Source organism: Streptomyces sp. CB01580 (assembly GCF_001905795.1).
Classification (GTDB): Bacteria; Actinomycetota; Actinomycetes; order Streptomycetales; family Streptomycetaceae; genus Streptomyces.
This window is the reverse complement of the sequence record NZ_LIXJ01000004.1, coordinates 149,913-172,035: the sequence shown is the minus strand read 5'-3', so window position 1 is coordinate 172,035 and position 22,123 is coordinate 149,913. Positions and strand designations below refer to the sequence as shown.

Below are 22,123 nucleotides of genomic sequence, written 5' to 3'. Positions count from 1 at the left end.
CCCGGTACGGTAACTGTCGGATATCTGAATTGCGAAACTTCGCAACTGGGTGGCCGTCGGCCGGGGCACCGGCCGCGGGGTCAGGCCTTGCGGGCCAGGAAACGGATCTGCCGACCGGGCCGGTGCTGCGACGCGACTTCCTCGAAGCCGGCCCGGTGCAGGCGGCCGGGCAGTGTCACGGGGTCGAGCACGACCATGGTGTCGCCGATGTGCAGCAGCCGGAAGCGCAGGTTGGGCCGGCTGTCCACCCCGCGGAACACGCCACGCCCAGCGCCTTCCTCGCCGCCTTCCGCCGTGCCATCGGCACGACGCCCCGGCACTATCTGCACACCGCGGACGCCCGCTCGCCGGAGACGTCCGGCGCCCGACCGGACGGCGGCCGGCCCCCGGTCGGGTGAGTTCGCCCCGGCCCAGGTCCTCCGGTTCCGGCGCCGGTCCCGGCGCGGATCGCCGCCGGGCCGCTTTCGGGCCGAACGGTCGCCGGGGCCCGCAGGGGCCGTCCACAACCAGTTTCAGCCGTATATTTTCAGCCGCCCGTGGCTCGTGCCCCGCCGATCCCGTCCTCGGCCGAAAATCGCTCCTGATCGACAAAAAAGACCCTCCCGAAGGAGGGTCTGTCCTGGTGCGCCCCCGGCAGGACTCGAACCTGCGGCCAAGTGCTTAGAAGGCACCTGCTCTATCCACTGAGCTACGGGGGCCGGTGGTGGCCTCGGTGGCCTGGAGCCCTGGGCCGGGCCGGTCGGTGACCTGCCGGATCAAGGATAGGGCTCCGATCGCCTCGTACCGGTTGCTTCACCTGCGTGGCACGATGTGGAGGTTCGGTGAAGCGAACCGATAATCGCAGGTGGACCGGATTTGCGCATCGCTTTTTACGCCTCACGCCCCGGGTGTTGTGCACTCGTTATGCCTGCGCCCCACTCGTCCCCTCTGTCCTGACTTGAATTCTGCGGAGGAACCGGCGCGCAGGAGTCGCTATACGCTTCAAAAAGGCTCCAAAATTGGGCATTCTTCGCATGTGGTGACCTTGGACGTACGGCCTCAGCTCATCGACGCACTCTCCGCCCTGCGCGACCGTGTCGCCGCCGTGCGTCTTCCGCTTCCGCTGCCGGAGGCCGCTCGTGCCCGCCGGACCCGGAGCGAGTTGCTGGCCCAGCTCGACGACTATCTGCTTCCCCGGCTCAAGGATCCCGAAGCGCCCCTGCTCGCCGTGATCGGAGGGTCCACCGGGGCCGGGAAGTCGACCTTGGTCAATTCGCTGGTGGGGCGGCTGGTCAGCGAGGCCGGGGTGCTGCGGCCGACCACGCGCACGCCCGTGCTCGTCTGCCACCCGGACGATCACCACTGGTTCGCGGGGACCCGCGTGCTGCCGCAGCTCACCAGGGTCTGGCTGCCGCCCCAGGAGGCGCGGAGCGTCGGCGGACGCGAACGCCTCGGCGGACTCGGCGGCCTCGCCGGGGCCGACGACCTCGACGGGTTCGACGACGCCGAGGACGACGAGGAGGACGGGACCACGCTGCGTGTCGAGACCGCAACCGGGCTGCCGCGCGGGCTGGCGCTGCTCGACGCGCCCGACATCGACTCGCTCGTCGTACGGAACAGGGTGCTGGCCGCCGAGCTGATCTGCGCCGCCGACGTGTGGGTGATGGTCACCACGGCCTCGCGCTACGCGGACGCGGTGCCCTGGCATCTGCTGCGTACCGCCAAGGAGTACGACGCCGCGCTCGTCACCGTCCTCGACCGGGTGCCGCACCAGGTGATCGCCGAGGTGTCGCGGCAGTACGGGGCGCTGCTCACCCGGGCGGGCCTCGGCGAGGTGCCGCGCTTCACCATCCCGGAACTGCCCGAATCGGCGGGCGGCGGCAGCGGGCTGCTGCCCACCACCGCCGTCGCCCCGCTCCGGGCCTGGCTCAGCCACCGCGCCCAGGACCGGGCGGCCCGCCAGCAGGCCGTCGGGCGCACCGCGGCCGGGGTCATCGCCTCGCTGGACGTACGGCTGCCCGCGCTGGCCGGGGCCGTCGCGGCACAGTACGCGGCGGCGGTGCGACTGACCGCGGTCGTCGAGGACGCGTACCGCGCCGAGGCGGAGCGGGTCGAACGACGGCTGCGCGACGGCGGCGTGCTCGCCGGGGAGGCTCGCACCCGGTGGCGCGGATACCCCCTGTACAGCACCTCCGAGGAACTCCTCGAATCGCTGGTGGAAAGCCTCGCCGCGCTTCTGCGGTGCGCCGTCGCCGCCGCCGACGAGCAGATCCGCACGGCCTGGCGGCGCGAACCCGCGGCCGGAGCGTTCGGCCACGGGGACGTCGGTCGGGAGGCCGGGGGGTGGGGGCCGGACGAGGACGTCGAGGGCCGGATCGCCGTGGCCGTACGGCGGTGGTGGCGCGTGCTGGAGGAACTGGCGGAGGAGGAGGTGCGCCGGCTCGAACGCAACACCGCGCCGGACGCCGAGACGGTGGCGGTGCTCCTGGCCGCCGCCCTGCTCGGCGGTCGGCGTACCAGAGCCGCCGGGGAGCAGCTCGCCGAGCGGATCGGGGCCCGGGGCGCGCTGCGGCTGCGCGACAGGGGCGGCGCACTGCTCACCGACTGCCTCGGCCGGGTGCTCGACGGGGAACGCGACCGGCGGCTCGCCCCGCTCGACGCCCTCGACGTCGCCCCGGAACCACAGGCCGAACTCATCGCCGCGCTGTCCGTACTGCAGAAGGAGAGGTGGCAGCGTTGACTGCCGTCATCGACGAGGGGGCGAGCCGGGGCGCCGGTACCGCGTCCCCCGACGACCACGAGCGTTCTCACCCCGACCGTTCTTGTTTCGGCCGTCCCGGTCCCGACCGTTCTCATGGCGCGGACACCGATCGGGAGCGCCCGCACGACGGCCAGGGCCGACCGGGCGCCGATCAGGGCCGATCGAGTCCGGGCCGTCCGATCGAGGGGCGTGTGGACGCCCCGGACGTGACGGCGGGCTGGAACGACGGGCTGATCGCCCGGCGCGCGGACGTCAGGACGGTGTCCGACGAGCCCGGCACCGGCCCGGACGACGACATGCGGGCGCCCCAGGTCGAGGCGTACGTACCGTCCGGCGGGCCGCTGCGGCCACGGCTCGACGCGCTGCGCGAACTCGTCGGGCTGTCCCGGGCCCGGATCGACGCGGACGCCCTCGCCGAAGCGGGGCGCGTGCTCGACGAGGCGGCGGCCCGGCGTCGGCTCTCCTCCCGGCACACGGTCGTCGCCGTGGCCGGGGCGAGCGGCAGCGGCAAGTCGACCCTGTTCAACGCGCTCGCGGGCGCCCAGATCTCCGAAACCGGGCTGCGCAGGCCGACCACCTCCACCCCCCTCGCCTGCTCCTGGACCGACGGGGCTGCCGGGCTGCTCGACCGGCTCGCCATTCCCGGCCGGCTCAGGCGGCGCCCGCAGCAGGGCGCAGCGGGCGCCGACGAGGCGCTTCAGGGGCTCGTCCTCGTCGACCTGCCCGACCACGACTCCGCGGCGGCCGGGCACCGCGAACAGGCCGACCGGGTGCTCGCCCTGGTCGACGCGGTGATCTGGGTGGTCGATCCGGAGAAGTACGCGGACGCGGCCCTGCACGAGCGCTATCTGCGGCCGCTCGCCGGGCACGCCGAGGTCACCTTCGTGGTCCTCAACCAGATCGACCGGCTGCCCGGCGACGCCGCCGATCAGGTCCTCGACGATCTGCGCCGGCTGCTGGACGAGGACGGCATGGCACTGGGCGAACACGGTGAACCGGGTGCCACCGTCATGCCCCTGTCCGCGCTCACCGGTGAGGGCGTGGGCGAACTGCGCGACCTGCTCGGCCGGTTCGTCCAGGAGCGCAGGGCGGCGGCGCTCCGTCTCTCCGCGGACCTGGACGCCGCCGCGGCCAGGCTCCGTCCGTTGTACGTCACCGAGGGACGGACCGGTCTCGGGGAACGGGCGCGGGAGGAGTTCACCGACCGGCTCGCGGAGGCCGTCGGGGCGGCAGCGGCGGGCCAGGCGGCCGAGCGGGAGTGGCGCGGGAACGCGGGGCGGGCATGCGGCACGCCGTGGCTGCGGCTGTGGCGCCGGTACGAGTCCACGCGGCGGCCGGGACGTCCGGAGTGCCCGGCGGGGCCCGCCTCGCCGGAGGAACGGCTCACCGCCCGGCAGGGTGTCGAGCAGGCGGTACGGATCCTGGCGGACGAGGCCGCCCGCGGGCTCCCGGCCCCCTGGGCACAGGCGGTCCGCGAGGCGGCGGTGACCGGCGCGCAGGGTCTGCCGGAGGCACTGGACGAACTGGTCACGAGTGTCACGGGCGTCACGAGTGTCACGGGCGTCATGGGAGAGGAGGGGCCGGGCGGCTCCGGTGGCGTGGTCGGGGTGGTCGGGGTGGTCGGCGCGGACGGTGCCGGCTGCGCCGACGGGGGCGGCGGGGATGCGGGTGGTTCGGCTGAATCCGCTGGTGCGCGTGGTGCGTCGGACGGTGCGAGCGGGGTCGGCCGCGTGGGTGATGGGAGGAGTGCGGATGGTGCAGGCGGTGCGGGTTGTGCGGGTGGTTCGACCGGGGTGCTGAGAGCCGCGATGACGAGGGCGGCCGGAGTGCTCGGCGCGTCCGGAGCCGGGCACGGTGGTCGCGCGGGGGCAGGCGGAACTCTGACGACACGGCCCAGGCCGCCACGGCCCGGGTGGTGGCCCGCCGCCGTGCTGGCGCAGGTGTCGATGACGCTGTTGCAGGTCATCGGTGTTCTCTGGCTGATGGGCCGGATCGCCGGTGTGCTCGACCCCGGATTCCTCGCACCCGCCCTGGTGACGCTGGCGGGTGTCGTCGGGGGGCCGTTGGTGGAGTGGTCGTGCTCGGCCGCCGCGCGGGGGCCCGCGCGGCGGTACGGGCAGGAGGCCGAGCGGCGGTTGCGGGAGGCGGCGGCGGCCTGCGGGCGGGTGAGGGTGCTCGACCCGGTGGCGGCTGAGCTCGTGCGATACCGCGAGGTGCGGGAGCGGTACGTGGCGGTGACGGAGTTTTCCACAACTGTTCGGTAGTCCACAGGCGTCAGCGGGATCTCCGCCTCTCCTTCAACCTGGGATCCGTGACCGCGCGGACGCGGTCGCCGGAGCCGACGGCCCACGACCGGTGGTCGATGACCGCGGCCCCGTGGACCGAGGACCGAAGGGGAGGCGGAGTCATGAACGACACCTTGGTGACGCTGGTGGGCAACGCGGCGACGGCGGTGGAGTACCGGGAGACCGCCACCGGCGGAATGGCACGTTTCCGGTTCGCGGTGACACCGCGCCGCTGGGATCGTGAGAAGCAACTCTGGACGGACGGGCGCACCAGCTTCTACACCGTGTGGGCCTGGCGGGCGTTGGCGTCGAATCTGTCCGGTTCCGTCGCCGTGGGGGAACCACTCGTCGTGCACGGAAGGTTGAAGGTGCGCGAGGAGGAACGGGAAGGCCGGCACAGGACGTTCGTGGACGTCGAGGCGGTCGCCGTGGGGCACGATCTGACGCGGGGGACGTCGGCGTTCCGGCGGGTGATGAGGGGTGGGCCGGGGAGCGACGCGCGTACGGGGAGTGCGGTGCCGGGCGGTGCGGGTGGCGTGGGTGGTGATTCGGCGCGCGCGGACGAACCGGATTGGTCGGGAGCGGCGCTCAGGGCGGGAGCGGTGCCCGGGGCGGAAACGACCTTCGGGGCCGAGGCGGCCCCCGGGCTGGAAGAGTGGTCCCGATCGGGAGGGGCGCCCGGGCCGGGACGGGCGGCCGGTTCGACAGAGGCCCCCGTATCGGAAGAGGCACCCGTATCGGGAGCGGCGGCCGGTCGGGAAGGGCCGGTCGGGCCGGAAGAGCGGGCCGAACGGACCGAAGGGGGTGAGCGGGCCGAACGGGCCGAACGGACTCGGCGTACTGTGCGCGGAGAGGGCGGCGGGCGAGCCGTGCGACAGCGGGGCAAGCGTGTGGCCAGCAGTCAAAAAGACAGTGACACGCTGGTGTTGGTGACGTGAACGGTTCGTATGGTGATGGGGCGGCGGGTTCGGACGTGGTGTGTGTGGGGGCGGGCGGGGCGTCAAAGAGGCGCACCGGCCATAACGATTCCGAGTCGGAATGGTTATATGACGTCGTGACGGGGGACTGTTCATCGCTTCGTCCTTAGGATTCCCCCGTACTCACGGGGCACTTGAGTCGACTGGCGGGACAATCCCCACACGCGCAGCAGGCGCGGAGGGTTCCGCCCGGAGGGGAATTCTGTGTTTTCTGCTGATTCAGCGACCGTTTCGTCTTCCTTGAAGGCACCTGATTCCGCGCGGCGGCGGGGCATGGCCCGACTGGCCGCATCGGTGGTGGCATCCGGTCTGGTCCTGGCAGGAGCCTTCGTCGGCGCCGGCAGCGCGGTCGCCGACGAAGCGCCGCAGCATCAAGGCGGCGCCGCCGCGGTCCTGGACGGTCTGAAGACCTACGACCGTGCCGTGCTCCACGAGGGTGGCAGGAACCAGCAGCTGCCCGCCGGGGTCTTCGAGATGACCGTCGATGGCGGCGGCAAGCTCAAGACGTACTGCATCGACATCCACAACCCCACGCAGGACCGGGCGAAGTACCTGGAGACGCCCTGGGGCCAGACCTCGCTCGGTGCCAACAAGAACGCCGGCAAGATCCGCTGGATTCTCGAGCACTCCTACCCGAAGGTCGACAACCTCGCGGCACTGGCCGAGGAAGCCGGCACCGGCCCGCTCACGGAGAAGACCGCCGCTGCGGGCACCCAGGTCGCCATCTGGCGCTACTCGGACAACGTGGACGTCGAGGCGAGCGACGCCGCGGCCGAGAAGCTGGCCGACTGGCTGGAGAAGAGCGCCGTCGACCAGGCCGAGCCCAAGGCGTCCCTCGTCCTGGACCCGGCCGCGGTCTCCGGCAAGTCCGGCCGGCGCCTCGGCCCGATCACCGTCCACACCAACGCGGGCCAGGCCACCGTGACCCCGCCCGTGGACGCCGCCAGCGGCGTCAAGGTCACCGACAAGAGCGGCAAGCCCCTCACCTCCGCGGTCAACGGCGGCGAGCTGTACTTCGACGTCCCGGCGGGCACCGCCGACGGCTCCGCCTCGCTGACCGTCCAGGCCACCACCTCGGTGCCGGTGGGCCGGGCCTTCGCCAGCGCGACCAAGAGCCAGACCATGATCCTGGCCGGATCCAGCGACTCCACGGTCTCCGCGACCGCCACCGCGACCTGGGCCAAGCAGGGCGCGATCCCGGCCGTCTCGGCGGAGAAGAACTGCGCCAAGGGTGGCGTGGACGTCACCGCGAGCAACAAGGGCGACGAGGCCTTCACCTTCGAGCTTGCCGGGAAGGAGTACACCGTCGAGGCGGGCAAGTCCGAGACCGTGACCGTCCCGGTCGCCGAGGACCAGGCGTACGACATCACGGTCACCGGCCCCGGGGGCTTCTCGAAGACGTTCAAGGGCGTCCTGGACTGCAAGACCAGCAGCAGCGGCACCGGTGGTGCCGGCGGCAACGGCGGCCACGAGACCCAGACCGAGGGACAGCCGGCCCCCGCCACCTCCGGCGGCGGCTCGACCGGTTCCGCGGGTGACCTCGCCGAGACCGGTGGTTCCAGCGCCACCCCGGTCATCGCCGGTGTCGCGATCGCCCTCGTCGTCGTCGGCGGCGGCGCGGTCTTCCTCCTCCGCAAGCGCAAGGCCCAGCCCTCCGCGCAGTGATTGCGGCAAGCCTATGACTCCGCGATTCGAGTGATCCCCCGCGATCCCGTGATTCCAGTGATCCGGGTGACCCCGGTGATTCGATGATCGCGGAGCGGCGAACGGCGAGCGTGGCGTCACGCCCGCTCGGTGACGGCCCCGGTACGTGTACGCGTGCCGGGGCCGTCGGCGTGCCCGGGGCGCCACCGGCGAACGGGGGCGGGGAGGGGCCGGGCAGGCCCTGAGGGGCGGGCCCGGAGGGCCCGGGGCGCGGGCCCGGGGCGCGGGTCCGGGACATGGGCGGCGTCCAACAGGCTGGTTTCCGTCCGGGGACGGACGTCAGGCAAGATGGGGTGTATCTGCCCACACATCGATAGCCGGACGGTTTCTCTTGGCTGAGTACATCTACACCATGCGCAAGACGCGCAAAGCGCACGGCGACAAGGTGATCCTCGATGACGTCAACCTGAACTTCCTGCCGGGCGCGAAGATCGGTGTCGTGGGTCCCAACGGCGCCGGCAAGTCCACGGTGCTGAAGATCATGGCGGGCCTGGAGCAGCCGTCCAACGGTGACGCGTTCCTCTCGCCCGGTTACAGCGTCGGCATCCTCATGCAGGAGCCGCAGCTCGACGAGTCGAAGACGGTCCTGGAGAACGTGCAGGACGGCGCCGCCGAGGTCATGGGCAAGCTCAAGCGCTTCAACGAGGTCGCCGAGCTCATGGCGACCGACTACTCCGATGCGCTGATGGAGGAGATGGGCAAGCTCCAGGAGGACCTGGACCACGCCAATGCCTGGGACCTGGACGCTCAGCTGGAGCAGGCCATGGACGCGCTGGGCTGCCCGCCCGGCGACTGGGCGGTCGTCAACCTCTCCGGTGGCGAGAAGCGCCGCGTCGCGCTCTGCAAGCTGCTCATCGAGGCCCCCGACCTGCTGCTCCTCGACGAGCCCACCAACCACCTCGACGCCGAGTCGGTGAACTGGCTGGAGCAGCACCTCTCCAAGTACGCCGGCGCCGTCGTCGCGGTCACCCACGACCGCTACTTCCTGAACAACGTCGCCGACTGGATCCTGGAGCTCGACCGCGGTCGCGCCCTGCCGTACGAGGGCAACTACTCCACGTACCTCGACAAGAAGGCCGCGCGCCTCAAGGTCGAGGGCCGCAAGGACGAGAAGCGCGCCAAGCGGCTCAAGGAGGAGCTGGAGTGGGTCCGCTCCAACGCCAAGGGCCGGCAGACCAAGTCCAAGGCCCGTCTGGCCCGTTACGAGGAGATGGCGGCCGAGGCGGAGAAGATGCGGAAGCTGGACTTCGAGGAGATCCAGATCCCGCCGGGCCCGCGGCTCGGTTCCGTCGTCGTCGAGGTCGAGAACCTCTCGAAGTCCTTCGGCGACAAGGTCCTCATCGAAGACCTGTCGTTCACGCTGCCGCGCAACGGCATCGTCGGCGTCATCGGTCCGAACGGCGCGGGCAAGACCACGCTGTTCAAGATGATCCAGGGCCTGGAGATCCCCGACTCGGGCTCCATCAAGATCGGTGACACGGTCAAGGTCTCCTACGTCGACCAGGGCCGGGCCAACATCGACCCGAAGAAGACCCTGTGGGCCGTCGTCTCGGACGAGCTGGACTACATCAACGTCGGCCAGGTCGAGATGCCCTCGCGGGCGTACGTCTCCGCGTTCGGCTTCAAGGGACCGGACCAGCAGAAGCCGGCCGGTGTCCTGTCCGGTGGTGAGCGCAACCGCCTCAACCTGGCACTGACGCTCAAGGAGGGCGGCAACCTGCTGCTCCTCGACGAGCCCACCAACGACCTCGACGTCGAGACCCTGTCCTCGCTGGAGAACGCCCTGCTGGAGTTCCCGGGCGCCGCGGTGGTCATCTCCCACGACCGCTGGTTCCTGGACCGCGTCGCCACGCACATCCTGGCGTACGAGGGCGACTCCACGTGGTACTGGTTCGAGGGCAACTTCGAGTCGTACGAGAAGAACAAGATCGAGCGCCTCGGTCCGGACGCGGCCCGTCCGCACCGCGCCACGTACAAGAAGCTGACGCGAGGCTGATCCGTCTTGGCACGCCACATCTACCAGTGCCCCCTGCGCTGGTCGGACATGGACGCCTTCGGGCACGTCAACAACGTCGTCTTCCTCCGCTATCTGGAGGAGGCGCGCATCGACTTCATGTTCCGGCTGGCGCCGGGTGACGGTTCGCCGTCCTTCTCGGGCGGCTCCGTGGTGGCCCGGCACGAGATCGACTACGTGCGCCCGCTGGTCCACCGGCACGAGCCGGTGACCATCGAGTCGTGGGTCACGAGGATCGGCGCCGCGTCGCTGACGATCTCGTACGAGATCAAGGACCCGGACCAGGTCTACGTACGGGCCACGACCGTCGTCGTCCCGTACGACCTGGCCGCGGAGCGGCCCCGGCGGATCAGCGCCGAGGAGAAGCTCTTCCTCCAGCAGTACCTGGCCGAGGAGCCTGCGGCGGCATGACCGTACCCGTGCTGCCGCTCGAGTTCGCCGACGCGAGGGAGACCGCGGATCTCGCGGCCTTCCTCGCGCGGCTCCTCCACTACGACCGGGCCGCCGCGGTGCGGATGCAGGCGGGCGGCAGCGCGCTGGCGGTGTTCGGCAGACCGCCGTCGTTCGAGGTGCTGGCGATCCGCACGGCCCGACTGGCCGAGCGCCACGCGTTCGACATCACGGTGTCCGCCGGGGAGCTCCTGGAGTTCCTCGGCTCCTTCGACACCGAGGGCGGGGCCGATCCGGGCCCCCTGCCCGCCGCAGTCACCGGACCGCCGTGGACGGGGGTGCTCCCGCCGCGCGGCGGCTGGCGCGAACTGCCGGGCCTGCCCGACCCGGTCTCCCTGCGCGAGGCGGTCACCGCCGCGGTGGCGGAGTTTCGCACCCGCGACGAGGCGCTGCCCGAGGCCCGTCGTACCCGGACCGAACGGGACCGGATCGGCCGCGAGATCTGGTCGCGCACGATCGGCACCACCGCCCTCCCGCTGCGGGCCGTCCACGCCGCGCTGTCCCTGGGCTTCCTGCGCCCGGCGCCGGACTTCCCGGTCGCCCTGCTCGCGGCCGGGTCCTGGCTGCGGCTGCGCACCCCGTTCGGCTCGATCGCCCTGCGCGGCCACGACAGCGGGCTCGGCGGCGGATTCGCGGTCTCGGTGGGCTGAGAGCCCGGTCCGAACCCGTGGGTCGAGGGCCGGGCGCCCGCTCACCGGGCCTCCCCGGCGCGTCGGCAGGTCCAGGTCGGCGGCGGGCAGGACGCCGTCCCGCAGATAGCCGACGACGGCCCGGTCGGCGCACGGGACCGGCGTGAGCCCGTCGAGCCCGCGCCCGAACACCTCGTGCGCGCGGACGTCCGCCGTCACCAGCCGTGAACCCGTCAGACGGCGGTGCAGCGCCAACGCTCCTTCGTACGGCACGTTGTTGTCGTACCGGGCCTGAAGCATCAGTACGGGCACGGCGTTGCCGACGACCGTGGCGGGCTCGCGGGACGTGCTCGTCCAGAACGCGCACGGGGCCATCATGCCGTTGACGAGCGGACCGAACACGGGCTGGGCCGCCCGGCTGCGTTCCATGTTCCGCCAGTACGTCTCGGGGTCCTTCGGCCAGCCACCGGCCGGCCAACCGCGGTCGCCGCACATGAACAGTGCCCCGCCCAGCATGGAATCGGCCAGTTCGGGCGAGGCCAACAGCTCCAGCAGGGCTGCGAGTTCCGGGCCCGGTTCGATGGGTCGGCCCGCGGCGGCGTCGACCAGGTCGCGCACGGTGGCGGCGAGCGCCGGGTCGTGCTCCTCGTGCTGGACGAACTGCCGCAGGATCAGCCGCAGCAGCGGTGCGTCGAGGCGAACGCCCGAGACGGTGACCGGGTGTTGCTCGGCCCCGTCCAGCAGCGCCGAACCCCGCACGAAGTTAGGCGCGCACGCGGCCGAGGGACATCCGGCCACCCGGTCGGCACGGCCTGGGGCCAGCACCACCGGTCACACCGGGGGGCGAGACGAGGAGGGCCGGCTCCGTGCCCGGCCCCGGACGGTCCCGGCCCGGTTCGGCTGTCGGTTTCGGATCGGTCCCGGGCACAGGATCCGTCCTCGGTCCCGGGCACAGGACCGGTCCGCGGCCCCGGTGGCGGCTCAGCCCTCGGTGTTCACCATCGAGGCCGCCGCGTACGTGAGGTAGTCCCACAGCCGCTGCTCGTGCTCCGGCGCCAGCCCGAGCTCGTCCAGGGCGGTCCGCATGTGGCCCAGCCATGCGTCGTGCGCCGCCCGGTCCACCCGGAACGGGACGTGCCGCATCCGCAGCCGCGGGTGCCCGCGCCGCTCGGTGTACGTACGGGGGCCGCCCCAGTACTGCATCAGGAACAGCCTGAACCGTTCCTCGGCCGGGCCCAGATCCTCCTCCGGGTACATCGGCTTGAGCAGCGGGTCCTCGGCGACCCCCTGGTAGAAACGATGCACCAGGCGCCGGAAGGTCTCCTCGCCGCCGACCTGCTCGTAGAAGGTCTGCTCCTGCAGCGTGTCGCGCGGAATCTCAGTCACCCGTCCATCGTCGCAGACGCACCGGCCGAGTACCTGAGGCCTAGGCCCTGCCTTCGAACTGCGGCCTGCCACGGCCCGGGTCCTGGCCACCGGGGGCCGCACGCAGGAAGGTGGAGACCGGGGAGAACGGGGAGAACGGGAAGACGGAGAGATGGACGACACACATCCGGACCGGTTCGCCGAGGCCGCCACCAGTGAACGGTGGGCGATGGTGCGGGGCATCGTGGCCCGCGGGGGACTGGGCGACCCGCGCTGGCGGGCCGCGTTCGAGGAGGTGCCGCGCCATCTGTTCGTGCCGTACTACTTCGTGGCCGGTGGAACGGACCGCCTGTGGTGCGAGGACCCGGACCCGGTCCGCCGGGCCCGGTGGCTGCGCGGGGCGTACGCGGACGAGGCACTGGCCACCCGGATCAGGGACGGCGAGCTGATCTCGTCGAGCAGCCAGCCGTCGCTGATGGCCCGGATGCTCGACGAACTGGACGTGCGCGACGGACAACGGGTGCTGGAGATCGGCGCGGGCAGCGGCTACAACGCGGCCCTCCTCGCGCACCGGCTCGGCGACGACGCCGTGACCACCGTCGACCTCGACCCGGAGATCACCGAGTCGGCCCGTCGGCACCTGGCGGCGGCCGGTCACCACCCGGTGGTGATCACCGGCGACGGGACCCGGGGCTGGCCGCGGCGCGGCCCGTACGACCGAATCATCGCGACCTGCACCCTGCCGGGCGTCCCACCGGCCTGGCTGGACCAGTGCGCTCCGGACGCGCGGATACTGGCACCGCTCGCCACCGGACTGATCGTGCTCCAGGTGCGGGGGACCGCGCGCCGCAGGTACGCCGAGGGACGCTTCCTGCGCACGCCCGCCTATTTCGTACCGCTGCGGGGCAGTCCGACGGGACCCGCCCGGCGCCCGCACACCGGCGCGCTCCCCAGGCGCTTCAGCGAGGACGAACGCTTCCGGTTCCTGCTGGAGCTGACCGGATCCAGCCTCGACCCGCACGAAGCCCTCTCCCTCTGGCAGCGCGAGGGGTGCCCAGGGAGGGAGAGGTTCGGCATCACCGTCCGGGACGGGCGGCAGTGGGCCTGGCTGGACGACCCCGAAGGGCCGTACGCCTGGCCACTGCCCGAGGGGTAGCCCCTGCCCCGGCCGGCCCGGGTGCCTCGGCGGTCCTGGCGGGGCTCCCGCGGCCCGTCAGTCCTGGCGGATCGTGATCGTCGTCCATGCCCCGACATGCACGCGGTCACCGTCCTTGAGCGGGACGGGGACGTAGGGCTGGATCGGGTCCTCGGTGCCGTTGAGCGTGGTGCCGTTCGTGGAGTTCTGGTCCACCACGGCCCAGCCGCCGTCGGGCTGCCGCACCAGCACCGCGTGCTGGTGCGAGACGCCCGGGTCCTCCGGAGGCACGGACAGGTCGATGTCGGGGGACTCGCCGGTGCTGTGCCTGCGGCGGCCGACGGTGATCTGGTTGCCGGTCAGCGCCACCCGCTGCTCCGGGGAGTACGCGGGCAGGTTGAGGCCGGTCGCCTCCGGACCGCTGCGCTGCATCATCGCTAGGAAGTACTCGCGGTCCGGGGCGATGACGGCGGTCCAGCTCGCGGGCGGCTGGTTCTGGTTCCCGCCCGGCGACGGCGGTTGCTGCTGCGCCGGGGCCGACGGCTGCGGGGCCTGCGGCCGGGACGGCGGTGACAGCATCCAGTCGTCGTCGTCGGCGGACCGGGGCGGCTGCGGTGCGGGCGGTTGGGGAGCCGAGGACGCGGGCGGAGCGGGCTGTTCGAACGAGGGCGGCGCCGACTGCTGCTGGAACGGCGACGAGGACTGCTGCTGGAACGGCGGCGGCGGAGGCCCCTGCTGCTGGAAGTGCTGCGGGGGCTGTGACGCCTGCGGTACTTGCGGCGGCTGCGGTGCCTGCGGACCCGGGCCGGGCGCGGACGCCGGGCCGGGCGTCGGCGCGGGACCCGGGCCGGGCGCGGGGGCCGGGGGCTCGGGGCGGCTCCCCTGCTCGGGGGAGAGCGGCTCGGCCGGGCGGTTCACCTGCGAGGGCCGCGAGCCCTGGTACTCGAACGGATCGGGCATCCGCTGGGGCCCCGACGGCTGCTGCGCCTGGAAGCCCGGCGGCAGGTTCAGACCGGGCGGAGGGCCGGTGGCGGAACTGGGGCGCGGGGCCAGCGGCGTGTACGACGTCGCCGTGTTCGTCAGGAAGTTCCAGCGGCACTCCTCGCAGAACGGCGCCATCGCCTCGCGGGGCGTGCGGCACTGCGGGCAGAGCTCGGCCTGCTGGGTCGGGTCGGTGCCGGACGGCCCCTGGGGGTGGCCGTACCCGGGAGCGGGCGGCGGGGGAGGCGGCGGAGGGACCGAGCCCGCGGGAGCGCCCGCGCCGGTCATGCGATGGCCGCAGACCTCGCACCAGTCCTCGGAACCCGACTGGTGTCCGTTCGGGCAGGTCGGCATGTCGGCGCTTCCCCCTCTCCTCGTCCGGCCCCGCGGGGCCGTCATTCCTCGTGCTCTTCGCTGCCCGGCGGACCATTTCGCTCCGGCCGGGCGGCCTGACTGTACGGCTGTGCGATTGTGCCCCGCGCGGCGCCGTGTCTGCGCGCCCGGCCCCCGCGCCGTCTCTCGCGTCCGTGCGGACGCGCCGTGCGGGCGCTTCGGTGTGCGGGTGTTTCGGTGTGCGGTTGTCCTGTGCGGTTATTTCTTGACGCGGACGGTCTTGGTGGAGCGCGTTTCGAGCGTCATCGAGTCGGCCTCCGCGACCTTCGCCTTCAGTCGCACAGTACCGGTCGCCGCATCGACGACGTCCACCACCTTCGAAAGCAGTTTCGCAGTGTCCTCGTTCCCGGACGCCGACGCCAGCTGTACCGCGCGGCCCAGTTTCGCGGTCGCGCTGTCGAAGTCGCCCGATTTTCGGGCGTCCAGCCCCTGCTGGATGACCTGCGCCAGTTCCGCCTGGCCCGTGTAGTGCGCGACCTGCGGATTGATCGAGGTGGACGCCGCCATGTCGTCGGTCCACACCGCCCGCACCAGGCCCTGGGAGAGCGTCCGGGGCGCCCCGCCCGCGGGGTCGGGGAGGACCAGCGAGACCCGGGACGCCAGCATCTCCTGGCCGATCGCGGCCTCCGGCACCCGTACGCACACGTGGTAGTCGCGCGACTCGTCGCCCCACGAACCCGTCGGGTAGTCCCCGGCCCGGGGTCCCGCCCCGGTGCGGCGTCCGGTCAGGTCGACGACCGTCGGCGCGACCTGTTTCACGAACATGATCTCGGTCCCGACGGGCGTCCAGAGCCGCAGCGCGACGTCCGCGACCTCCTTGCCCATCGCGTTCTCCATCATCCGCCGGAAGTCCGCGGACAGGCCCGCCGGGTCGGCGACGATGTCGGCCGTACCGAGCAGGGCGGAGGCGATGCCCGTGACCTCCTTCACCTCCCAGTCGGTGCCGACCCCCCGGGCGTCACAGGTGAAGCGGCCCGCGCAGGATTCGAGAGCGGCCCGCAGATCCTCCGGGGCCTCGTGCTCGTTGCGGCCGTCGGTCAGCAGGATCCCGTGCCGGATCCCCACGTCGGCCGCGCCGAGCAGCCGGTCGGCCAGCCGCAGCCAGGTGCCGATCGCCGTACCGCCGCCGGCGGCGAGCGAACGCAGCGCCTCCTTGGCCCCGGCCCTGGTCCGCTCGTCGGCCACCGCGAGCCTTCCGTTGCCCGGGTAGACCTCCTTGGCGAGATGCGTGCCGCCGACCACCGCGAACGCGGTGCCGTCGCGCAGGGTGTCGATCGCCGCGGCCGTCGCGTCGCGGGCGTTGCGCATCTTCGTCGGCGGATAGTCCATGGACCTGGAGCAGTCGACCATGATCACCACGCCGGCGCCCGCCGCCCGGACCGATCCGGACAGGTCCGTCGAAGCCGCCCCGGACAGCGGAACTCCGCCGGTGGTGCCGCCCCCGGTCGAGGTGACCGTGACGATGGCGTTGACCTCGCGACCGCCCTGCGGGAGAAACTCGTTCTGGTACACCTCGACCGAGAACTGCGGCACGTTCGACTTGGAGAAGTTGGCCATCTGATCGGCTCCTCGGGAACTCCAGGTGTCGGATGAGGACAGCTGTGAGGGGGACGAGACAAGGAAGGGGCGGAAGGGAAACGGTCGGAATCGGGACGAGAGCGGACGGAACCGGAACGCGCCGGGAGTGAATCGGAAACGAACCGGAACCAAGCGTTACGCAGCGGGACTCATGGGGTGTCGCAGCCCGATCCTGCCCCCTGCGGCGTCACCGCGAACGGCACCAGCGCCACTGTTACGTTGTCGTGGCCCCCGCCGTCGAGCGCGTGACCCACCAGCGCCCGCGCGGCGTGCAGCGGTCGCGACCGTGCGTCGGCCGGCACGACCGCGGCCATCTCGGCGGCCGACTCCGCGTAGTTCCACAGACCGTCCGTGCACACCACCACGAGACCCGGCCGGTCCGGTTTGAACGACGCGGTGTGCGGTTCCAGTTCGTACGCGTCGGCGCCGAGCCAGCCCGTGATCGCGTGGGCACGGTCGTCCGCGTACGCCTGGGCCTCGCTCATCAGACCCGCCGCCACCATCTGCGCGGCCCACGAGTCGTCCTCGGTGAGCCGGGCGGGCTGCACGGAACGGTCGTCCGGCACCCAGTAGGCGCGGCTGTCGCCGACCCAGCCGACCACCAGCAGGTCGCCCGCCGTGATGGCGCCGACCAGGGTGCACGCCGGCGCGTTCTGGTGCCGCCCCGGATCGTGCTCCGTCGCCCGGCCGGTCTCCCCGGCAAGGGAGTCGACCGACTTCGAGGCCGCGACGATCGCGTCGTGCATCGCCTGCTGCGGATGGGTGCCGCGCGGCAACGACTCCAGGAGCGCCTCGTTGGCGGCGTTCGCGGCGGCGGCCGACGCCTCGTCGGGGCGGCTGGCCGAGGAGACGCCGTCGCACACGATCGCGACGACGGCCGGTGAACCGCCGGGCAGGGCGGTGGTCGAGACGGCGAACGAGTCCTCGTTGCGGTGGTGGCGCAGCCCCCGGTCGCTGACGGCGGCCACCGAACCGAGCTCCTGCTCCATGTGGTCGCGCTCGCGCGGCTGGGCGTGACCACAGTTCTCGCAGTAGCCGTCGGTGTCCACGCGCCCGGCGCGGCACGCCACGCACAGCTTGGTGCCGGCCGACGGTGTCGCGAACGGCCCGTCGGTACGGGTGCGCGGGTCGGGCACGGGCTGCGCGGCGGAGGGGGCGCCTGTGCCCGCCGGTGCGGATGTTCCGGCGGCCGGGGCGTGCGCCGTCGCTTCCTGTGCCTGGGGTCGGGGCTGTGGCTGTGCCGGGGATTGTGTCTCTGTCTGGGCCCGTGGCCGATCGGACCCCGGGGCGTCCGCGGTCGCGGGCGCGGCCAGTTCGAAGTCTCCCGACCCGCCCGCCCCGTCGGGCCGGTTCTCCGCCGTCGGTACGGTCAGGGCGACCGTCGGGCGGTCATGTGGTGGCGCGGGCACGGCCGACAGGTCGTATCCGCACGCACCGCAGAACCGGTCGCCCGACTCGGCCGGTTCCTCGCAGCCCGGGCACTTCGACAGGGCCGTCTCCTGGGGCTTCTGCGACATTTTCACACCCACGTCCGGGGGCGGAAACGGTTGGCCCGCTCCACCAGTTCGATCCTCTCGTCGCCGGGCTCCGCGAGCCGGGCGAGCATCCGGTACGAACGCTCCAGCCCGAACCGCAGGCCGCGCTCGTCCCATTCACTGTCGAGCAGCTTCCCCAACCCGTCCGGTCCGCTCGGCCCGCTCGGTCCGCCGGATGCAGCGGGTCCGGACGATTGGCCGGGGCCGTTCGGCCCCGCTGCCGGGCCCCCGGCCATGGGGCTGCCGGAGAGCACCCAGTCGAGCGCGGTCCCCAGCACCTCCGTCGACAACTCCTCGCGGCGCACCGGGTCCAGGCCGAATCCAGCCAGTGCCGAGACCTGGTCGGCGGCGGCCCGGAGGTCGGCGAACAGCGGTTCGTCCGGGGCCCGTTCGCGCAGCCGCGCCCGTACCGCGGCGACCCTGGCCGCCGTGAAGTGGATCGACGCCTCGGGCACGGACTCCAGCGTCGCCACCGCCGCCGCCCGGTCCCCGGCCGCCAGCTGCACCCGGGCCAGGCCGAACGCCGCGCTGACGAAGCCCGGATCGGTCGTCCACACCAGGCGGTAGTACTCGGCGGCGTTGTCCAGTTGCCCCAGCACCTCCGCGCAGATCCCCAGCGCCAGCTTCGGCGTCGGCTCACCGGGGAACGCGTCGTACACCGCGTCGAAGGACAGCGCCGCGCTCTCGTACGCGCCGGTCACCAGCGAGGTGACACCGCGGTACCAGACGACCCGCCAGTCGTCAGGGTGCCGCCCCTCCAGTTCGGTCAGGGTGCGCCCGGCCGCGTCGAGTTCGCCGGTCTCCAGGCGGGCCCGCAGTTCGCGCAGCCGGGTCTCCAGGGAGGGCGCCGGTACGTTGCCCAGCGCGGCGATCAGGTCGGCGGGGGCGGTGGCCATCAGCCCGGCGAGGAAACCGGCGTTGGGGTCGCCCGCGTCGACCCGGGGCACGGGCAGCGCGAGCGAGGCGGTCCGTGCGTCGAGCCCGGCGGGCCGGGGGGCGTTCGGGACGTGCGGCGCCGGGAACGCGGCCGACGGCGCCGGTGCCGTCGACGGCGCTCCCGGAACGGCGGCCGGGATCCGGGGCCCGGGGATCGCGGGGCCCGAGGCCCCCGCACCCGCCACCGCCGGTGCGCCCGTGCCCGTACCCGTGCCCGCGCCGACGGCCGTGCTCGCACCCGCCCGATTCCGGCGGCGCCTTCCGAGGAGCCCGGACGGCGCCGGCCCGGTGGCCCGAGCGCCCAGCCGCGACACCTCGCCCGTCGGTTTCGCGAACAACTGCGTGTCCGTGACCCGTACTTCGGTACCGAACAGCGTCGACAGCGCCGGTCGCGGCCGTCCCGTCTGCAGTGCCACCACCTCGCGCAGCACCCCGGTCAGCTGCTCGGCCATCTCCGCCGCCGAGGCGAACCGCCGCCCCGGATCGGGGTCGGTGGCCCGTACCAGCAGCCGGTAGAACGACTCGTAGGTCCGGAACACCTCGATGTGGTCCGGGTCGGGCAGCGAGTCCACGAAGACGTTCGTGTAGCCCTGGAAGTCGAAGGTGAGCACCGCGAGTGTCCGTGCGACCGTGTAGAGGTCGGACGCGACCGACGGGCCGGCCTCGGCGACCTCCGGCGCCTGGTACCCGACCGTGCCGTAGATGGCCGACTCCTCGTCATCCATCCGGCGCACCGCGCCCATGTCGATCAGCTTCAGCCGTCCCTCGGTCTGGATGGCGTTGTCGACCTTGAAGTCGCAGTACAGCAGATTGCGGCTGTGCAGGTGCCCGAGCGCCTCCAGCGCCTCGATCCCGTACGCGCACGCCTGCTCGACCGGCAGCGGGTCGCGCCTCCCGGCCGGGGTGCGCCGCTCGTTCGCGATCTCCTTGAGCGCCTTGCCGCCGACGTACTCCATCACTATGTAGCCGTCGAGCGAACCGGTGCGCTGGTCGAGGTGTTCGACGAAGTTGTAGATCCGGACGATGTTGGCGTGCTCGATCTCGGCGAGGAACCGGCGCTCCGAGATCGCGGCCGCCATGGCGTCCTGGTCACCGGTGTCGAGCAGGCCCTTGAGGACCACCCAGCGGTCCGACACGGCGCGGTCCACCGCGAGGTAGACCCAGCCGAGCCCGCCGTGCGCCAGACAGCCCACCACCTCGTACTGGCCGTGCACCACGTCGCCCGCGCCGAGCTTGGGCACGAAGGAGTACGGGTGGCCGCACTTGGTGCAGAACCCCTCCGTACGGCCCGGCCGTTCGCCCCGGGACCGGCCCACCGGCGCCCCGCAGTCGGAACGCGAACAGAAGCGCTTCCGTTCCGGGACCTCCGGGTTCGCCATCACCGCCGTGTGCGGGTCGGGCCGCGGCACGTCCGGCACCTGCACCAGACCCACGCCCAGTTTGTCCCGGCCGGACCCGCCCGAGGACGAACCGGAGGAACGCACGGACACGGAAGGGGAGGTGGCCGCCCCGGACAGCGAACGCGAGAGCCGGCCCGAGACGGACCGCCGGGACGTCGACGAACGGGACGAGGACCGCGAGGAGGAACGCGACGAGGAGCGGGACGCCGCCCGCGAGCCGCCGCTGCCGTGACTTCCCCGGCTGCCGGAGCTTCCCGGGCCGTGCGCGCCGCCGCCCGCGAGCCCGGTGGGCGGCGAACTCACCATGCCCGTCGGGGAGACGACCGGGGCCAGACCGCAGGTGTCGCAGTACAGCTCACCGCCGCCCACATCCTCGTAGCCGCCCCCGCACGTGGGGCGCTGGCACTGCGTACTCATCTTCCGTCCCCCTGTCCGCCCCGCAGTCGCGGCGGCCGTTCCGTTCCGCGCGTGCTCGTGCTCGTGCTCACGGTCCGTGCGGTCCGTTCCGCCTCGCGCGTGTTCGTGTTCACCGCCCGTCCTCCGGTTCGGGGGCCCGGCTCTGGGACAGCAGCTCGGCCGCCGTCTCCTGGTAGCGCCGCACCGTCTGGGCGGCGACCCGCAGATCGCACGGCGCGCTCCACAGCATCCGGCGCGCCACGTCGTACCGCTCGATCAGCATCGGGTCCTCGGCCAGACCGTGCCGGGCCATCTTCGCCCGGTACGCGTCCAGTCTGCCGCGCAGCTCCGCCCGTACGGCCAGCGGCGCGGTGACGGCGGTCAACGACTCGCGGGCGCGCAGCAGCTCCTCCTCGGCCTCCTGCTCCAGCGACTCCAGGAGCGGTGACAGCCGGTGCCACTGGGCGTGCCTGCGGTATTCCGAGGCCGCCACCAGCCGCTCCTGGAGCGCGGTCGCCGGACCGCTCACGGCGGGCACCTCGGAGGCGGCGATCTTCGCCAGCACCTCGCCGCGGGCCGCCCTGGCCTCGGTCAGGGTCCGGTCCGCGCGGGAGAGGACGTCGCGCAGCCGCCCCAGCCGCTGTTCGGCGTCCTGCCGGACCGCGAGGACCGCCTCGATCTCGCGGCGTACGTCCTCCAGGGCGCGGGCCGCGCGGTCGTAGCGCGTCGTGTCGGGGCGTCCGCCGCCGGGCGCGGCACTGCCGGGACCCGACAGCCAGAAGGCGAGCGGATCGGAGATCACCTGCACCCGCAGCGTGGCCAGTTCCTGGGTGATCGCCTCAAGTTCGTCGCCCGCCGGATGCTCACCGGGCCGGACGCCCACCGAACGCGCCAGCGAACGGGTGCGGTGCAGTTCGGCGGAGAGCAGGTCGATCCGGGCGGGCAGCGCGGACCACACGGAGTCGGAGGCGACCACCATGTCCAGCGAGCGGGCGTACAGCTCGTTCATCCGGGCGACCAGCTCCTCCAGCGAGAACCGCTCGGAGAGCCTGGCCGGACCGTCGGCCGACGAACCGGGATGACCCGCGGCGTGCGCCACGGTGACGCTCCGGCCGCGCAGCAGATCGGTGAGGGCCACCAGATCGTCCCGGTTGGGGTGGCGGCGGCGGGACCGTATCGCGCGGGCCCTCGCCAGCGTGCCCGCGTACGCGTCGAAGTACCGCCACAGCAGCGCGATCGAACCCTCGGTGGCGGCCCAGCGCTCCTTGGTGATGCCCGTCAGGTCGGCACCCTCCAGGAGCCGACGGCCCGCGTGGTCCTGGAGGGCGAGGAGCGAGGTCTCGATCGCCTCGTGTTCAGCGTCCAGCCGGTCCAGCGCACGGTCCGCCTCGTCCCGGTCCATGACCGGTCCGGGGGGCCGTTCCGCGTAGCCGGGGAAGGGGCCCGCGACGCTCATCGATCACCTCTCCGCTCCTCCCGCCGGGACGGACCCGCCGGGATCAGTGCCGCTTCCTCGCCTGCCACTGTCTCGTCTGCCACTGCTGCCACCGGCGCCCCCGTCACCGATGTCCTTCCCGGCACACAATGCCCCTCACGGCCCTCACG

General features: G+C 72.8%; 15 protein-coding genes, 1 tRNA gene and 2 pseudogenes. 9 read left to right on the top strand and 9 right to left on the bottom strand.

Going from position 1 to position 22,123, the window contains the following annotated elements:
- Positions 1-80: 80 nt before the first annotated feature.
- Together AMK22_RS08840 and AMK22_RS08835 are read right to left on the bottom strand one after the other, a co-directional pair.
- On the bottom strand, positions 81-260 hold the full coding sequence (locus AMK22_RS08840) for a hypothetical protein (RefSeq protein WP_073783103.1): 180 nt from the start codon (positions 258-260) through the stop codon (positions 81-83).
- A gap of 365 nt (positions 261-625) precedes the next feature.
- A tRNA-Arg gene (locus AMK22_RS08835) sits at positions 626-698 on the bottom strand.
- Between the two features lie 326 nt (positions 699-1,024).
- On the opposite strand from AMK22_RS08835, the gene AMK22_RS08830 reads away from it, so the two are divergent.
- The 7 genes and pseudogenes from AMK22_RS08830 to AMK22_RS08800 all read left to right on the top strand — a co-directional run bounded on the left by AMK22_RS08830 (position 1,025) and on the right by AMK22_RS08800 (position 10,820).
- Positions 1,025-2,719 (top strand): GTPase domain-containing protein, encoded by a 1,695-nt coding sequence (locus AMK22_RS08830; protein ID WP_073783101.1) that lies wholly within the window; start codon positions 1,025-1,027, stop codon positions 2,717-2,719.
- Entirely contained in the window at positions 2,707-5,004 is a 2,298-nt protein-coding gene (locus AMK22_RS08825) for a GTPase (RefSeq protein ID WP_443333282.1), read from the top strand. The genes AMK22_RS08830 and AMK22_RS08825 overlap by 13 nt, the downstream gene beginning before the upstream one ends.
- Before the next feature lie 143 nt (positions 5,005-5,147).
- Positions 5,148-5,555: pseudogene (locus AMK22_RS08820) on the top strand (single-stranded DNA-binding protein); the annotation flags it as partial.
- Between the two features lie 720 nt (positions 5,556-6,275).
- Positions 6,276-7,667 carry an LAETG motif-containing sortase-dependent surface protein gene (locus tag AMK22_RS08815; RefSeq protein ID WP_079185994.1) on the top strand — a complete coding sequence of 464 codons (1,392 nt, stop codon included), beginning with the start codon at positions 6,276-6,278 and terminating at the stop codon, positions 7,665-7,667.
- Positions 7,668-8,037: 370 nt separating this feature from the next.
- Positions 8,038-9,702, top strand: coding sequence for an energy-dependent translational throttle protein EttA (gene ettA / locus AMK22_RS08810; protein ID WP_073783099.1), 1,665 nt, complete (start codon positions 8,038-8,040; stop codon positions 9,700-9,702).
- A gap of 6 nt (positions 9,703-9,708) precedes the next feature.
- Positions 9,709-10,131 (top strand): acyl-CoA thioesterase, encoded by a 423-nt coding sequence (locus AMK22_RS08805; protein ID WP_073783097.1) that lies wholly within the window; start codon positions 9,709-9,711, stop codon positions 10,129-10,131.
- Entirely contained in the window at positions 10,128-10,820 is a 693-nt protein-coding gene (locus AMK22_RS08800; protein ID WP_073783095.1) for a hypothetical protein, read from the top strand. The genes AMK22_RS08805 and AMK22_RS08800 overlap by 4 nt, the downstream gene beginning before the upstream one ends.
- A gap of 135 nt (positions 10,821-10,955) precedes the next feature.
- Here the strand turns inward: AMK22_RS08800 and AMK22_RS40665 are convergent.
- Both AMK22_RS40665 and AMK22_RS08790 read right to left on the bottom strand, forming a co-directional pair.
- Positions 10,956-11,174: pseudogene (locus tag AMK22_RS40665) on the bottom strand (alpha/beta hydrolase); the annotation flags it as partial.
- A gap of 606 nt (positions 11,175-11,780) precedes the next feature.
- Complete coding sequence (locus tag AMK22_RS08790; RefSeq protein WP_073783093.1) at positions 11,781-12,185, bottom strand: globin; 405 nt, start codon at positions 12,183-12,185, stop codon at positions 11,781-11,783.
- A 151-nt stretch (positions 12,186-12,336) separates the two neighbouring features.
- Between AMK22_RS08790 and AMK22_RS08785 the strand changes: the two genes are divergently transcribed.
- Positions 12,337-13,320: a methyltransferase domain-containing protein gene (locus tag AMK22_RS08785; protein ID WP_073783092.1), complete on the top strand. Its 984-nt coding sequence runs from the start codon at positions 12,337-12,339 to the stop codon at positions 13,318-13,320.
- 57 nt (positions 13,321-13,377) lie between these two features.
- On the opposite strand, the gene AMK22_RS08780 is transcribed toward AMK22_RS08785, so the two are convergent.
- The 4 genes from AMK22_RS08780 to AMK22_RS08765 all read right to left on the bottom strand — a co-directional run bounded on the left by AMK22_RS08780 (position 13,378) and on the right by AMK22_RS08765 (position 20,212).
- Positions 13,378-14,634 (bottom strand): FHA domain-containing protein, encoded by a 1,257-nt coding sequence (locus tag AMK22_RS08780; protein ID WP_073783090.1) that lies wholly within the window; start codon positions 14,632-14,634, stop codon positions 13,378-13,380.
- A gap of 237 nt (positions 14,635-14,871) precedes the next feature.
- Complete coding sequence (locus AMK22_RS08775; RefSeq protein ID WP_073783088.1) at positions 14,872-16,230, bottom strand: vWA domain-containing protein; 1,359 nt, start codon at positions 16,228-16,230, stop codon at positions 14,872-14,874.
- A 170-nt stretch (positions 16,231-16,400) separates the two neighbouring features.
- Positions 16,401-17,774, bottom strand: coding sequence for a protein phosphatase 2C domain-containing protein (locus tag AMK22_RS08770; protein ID WP_443333281.1), 1,374 nt, complete (start codon positions 17,772-17,774; stop codon positions 16,401-16,403).
- Positions 17,771-20,212, bottom strand: coding sequence for a tetratricopeptide repeat protein (locus AMK22_RS08765; protein ID WP_443333280.1), 2,442 nt, complete (start codon positions 20,210-20,212; stop codon positions 17,771-17,773). Before AMK22_RS08765 ends, AMK22_RS08770 begins: the two co-directional genes overlap by 4 nt.
- Positions 20,213-20,222: 10 nt before the next feature.
- On the opposite strand from AMK22_RS08765, the gene AMK22_RS42260 reads away from it, so the two are divergent.
- The gene (locus AMK22_RS42260) at positions 20,223-20,354 is read left to right on the top strand and encodes a hypothetical protein (protein WP_443333279.1); all 132 of its coding nucleotides are present in this window, start codon (positions 20,223-20,225) and stop codon (positions 20,352-20,354) included.
- A gap of 294 nt (positions 20,355-20,648) precedes the next feature.
- Here the strand turns inward: AMK22_RS42260 and AMK22_RS08760 are convergent, their stop codons facing one another.
- A complete protein-coding gene (locus AMK22_RS08760; RefSeq protein ID WP_073783082.1) occupies positions 20,649-21,974 on the bottom strand; it encodes a hypothetical protein in 1,326 nt (441 codons plus the stop codon).
- Positions 21,975-22,123: the final 149 nt, after the last annotated feature.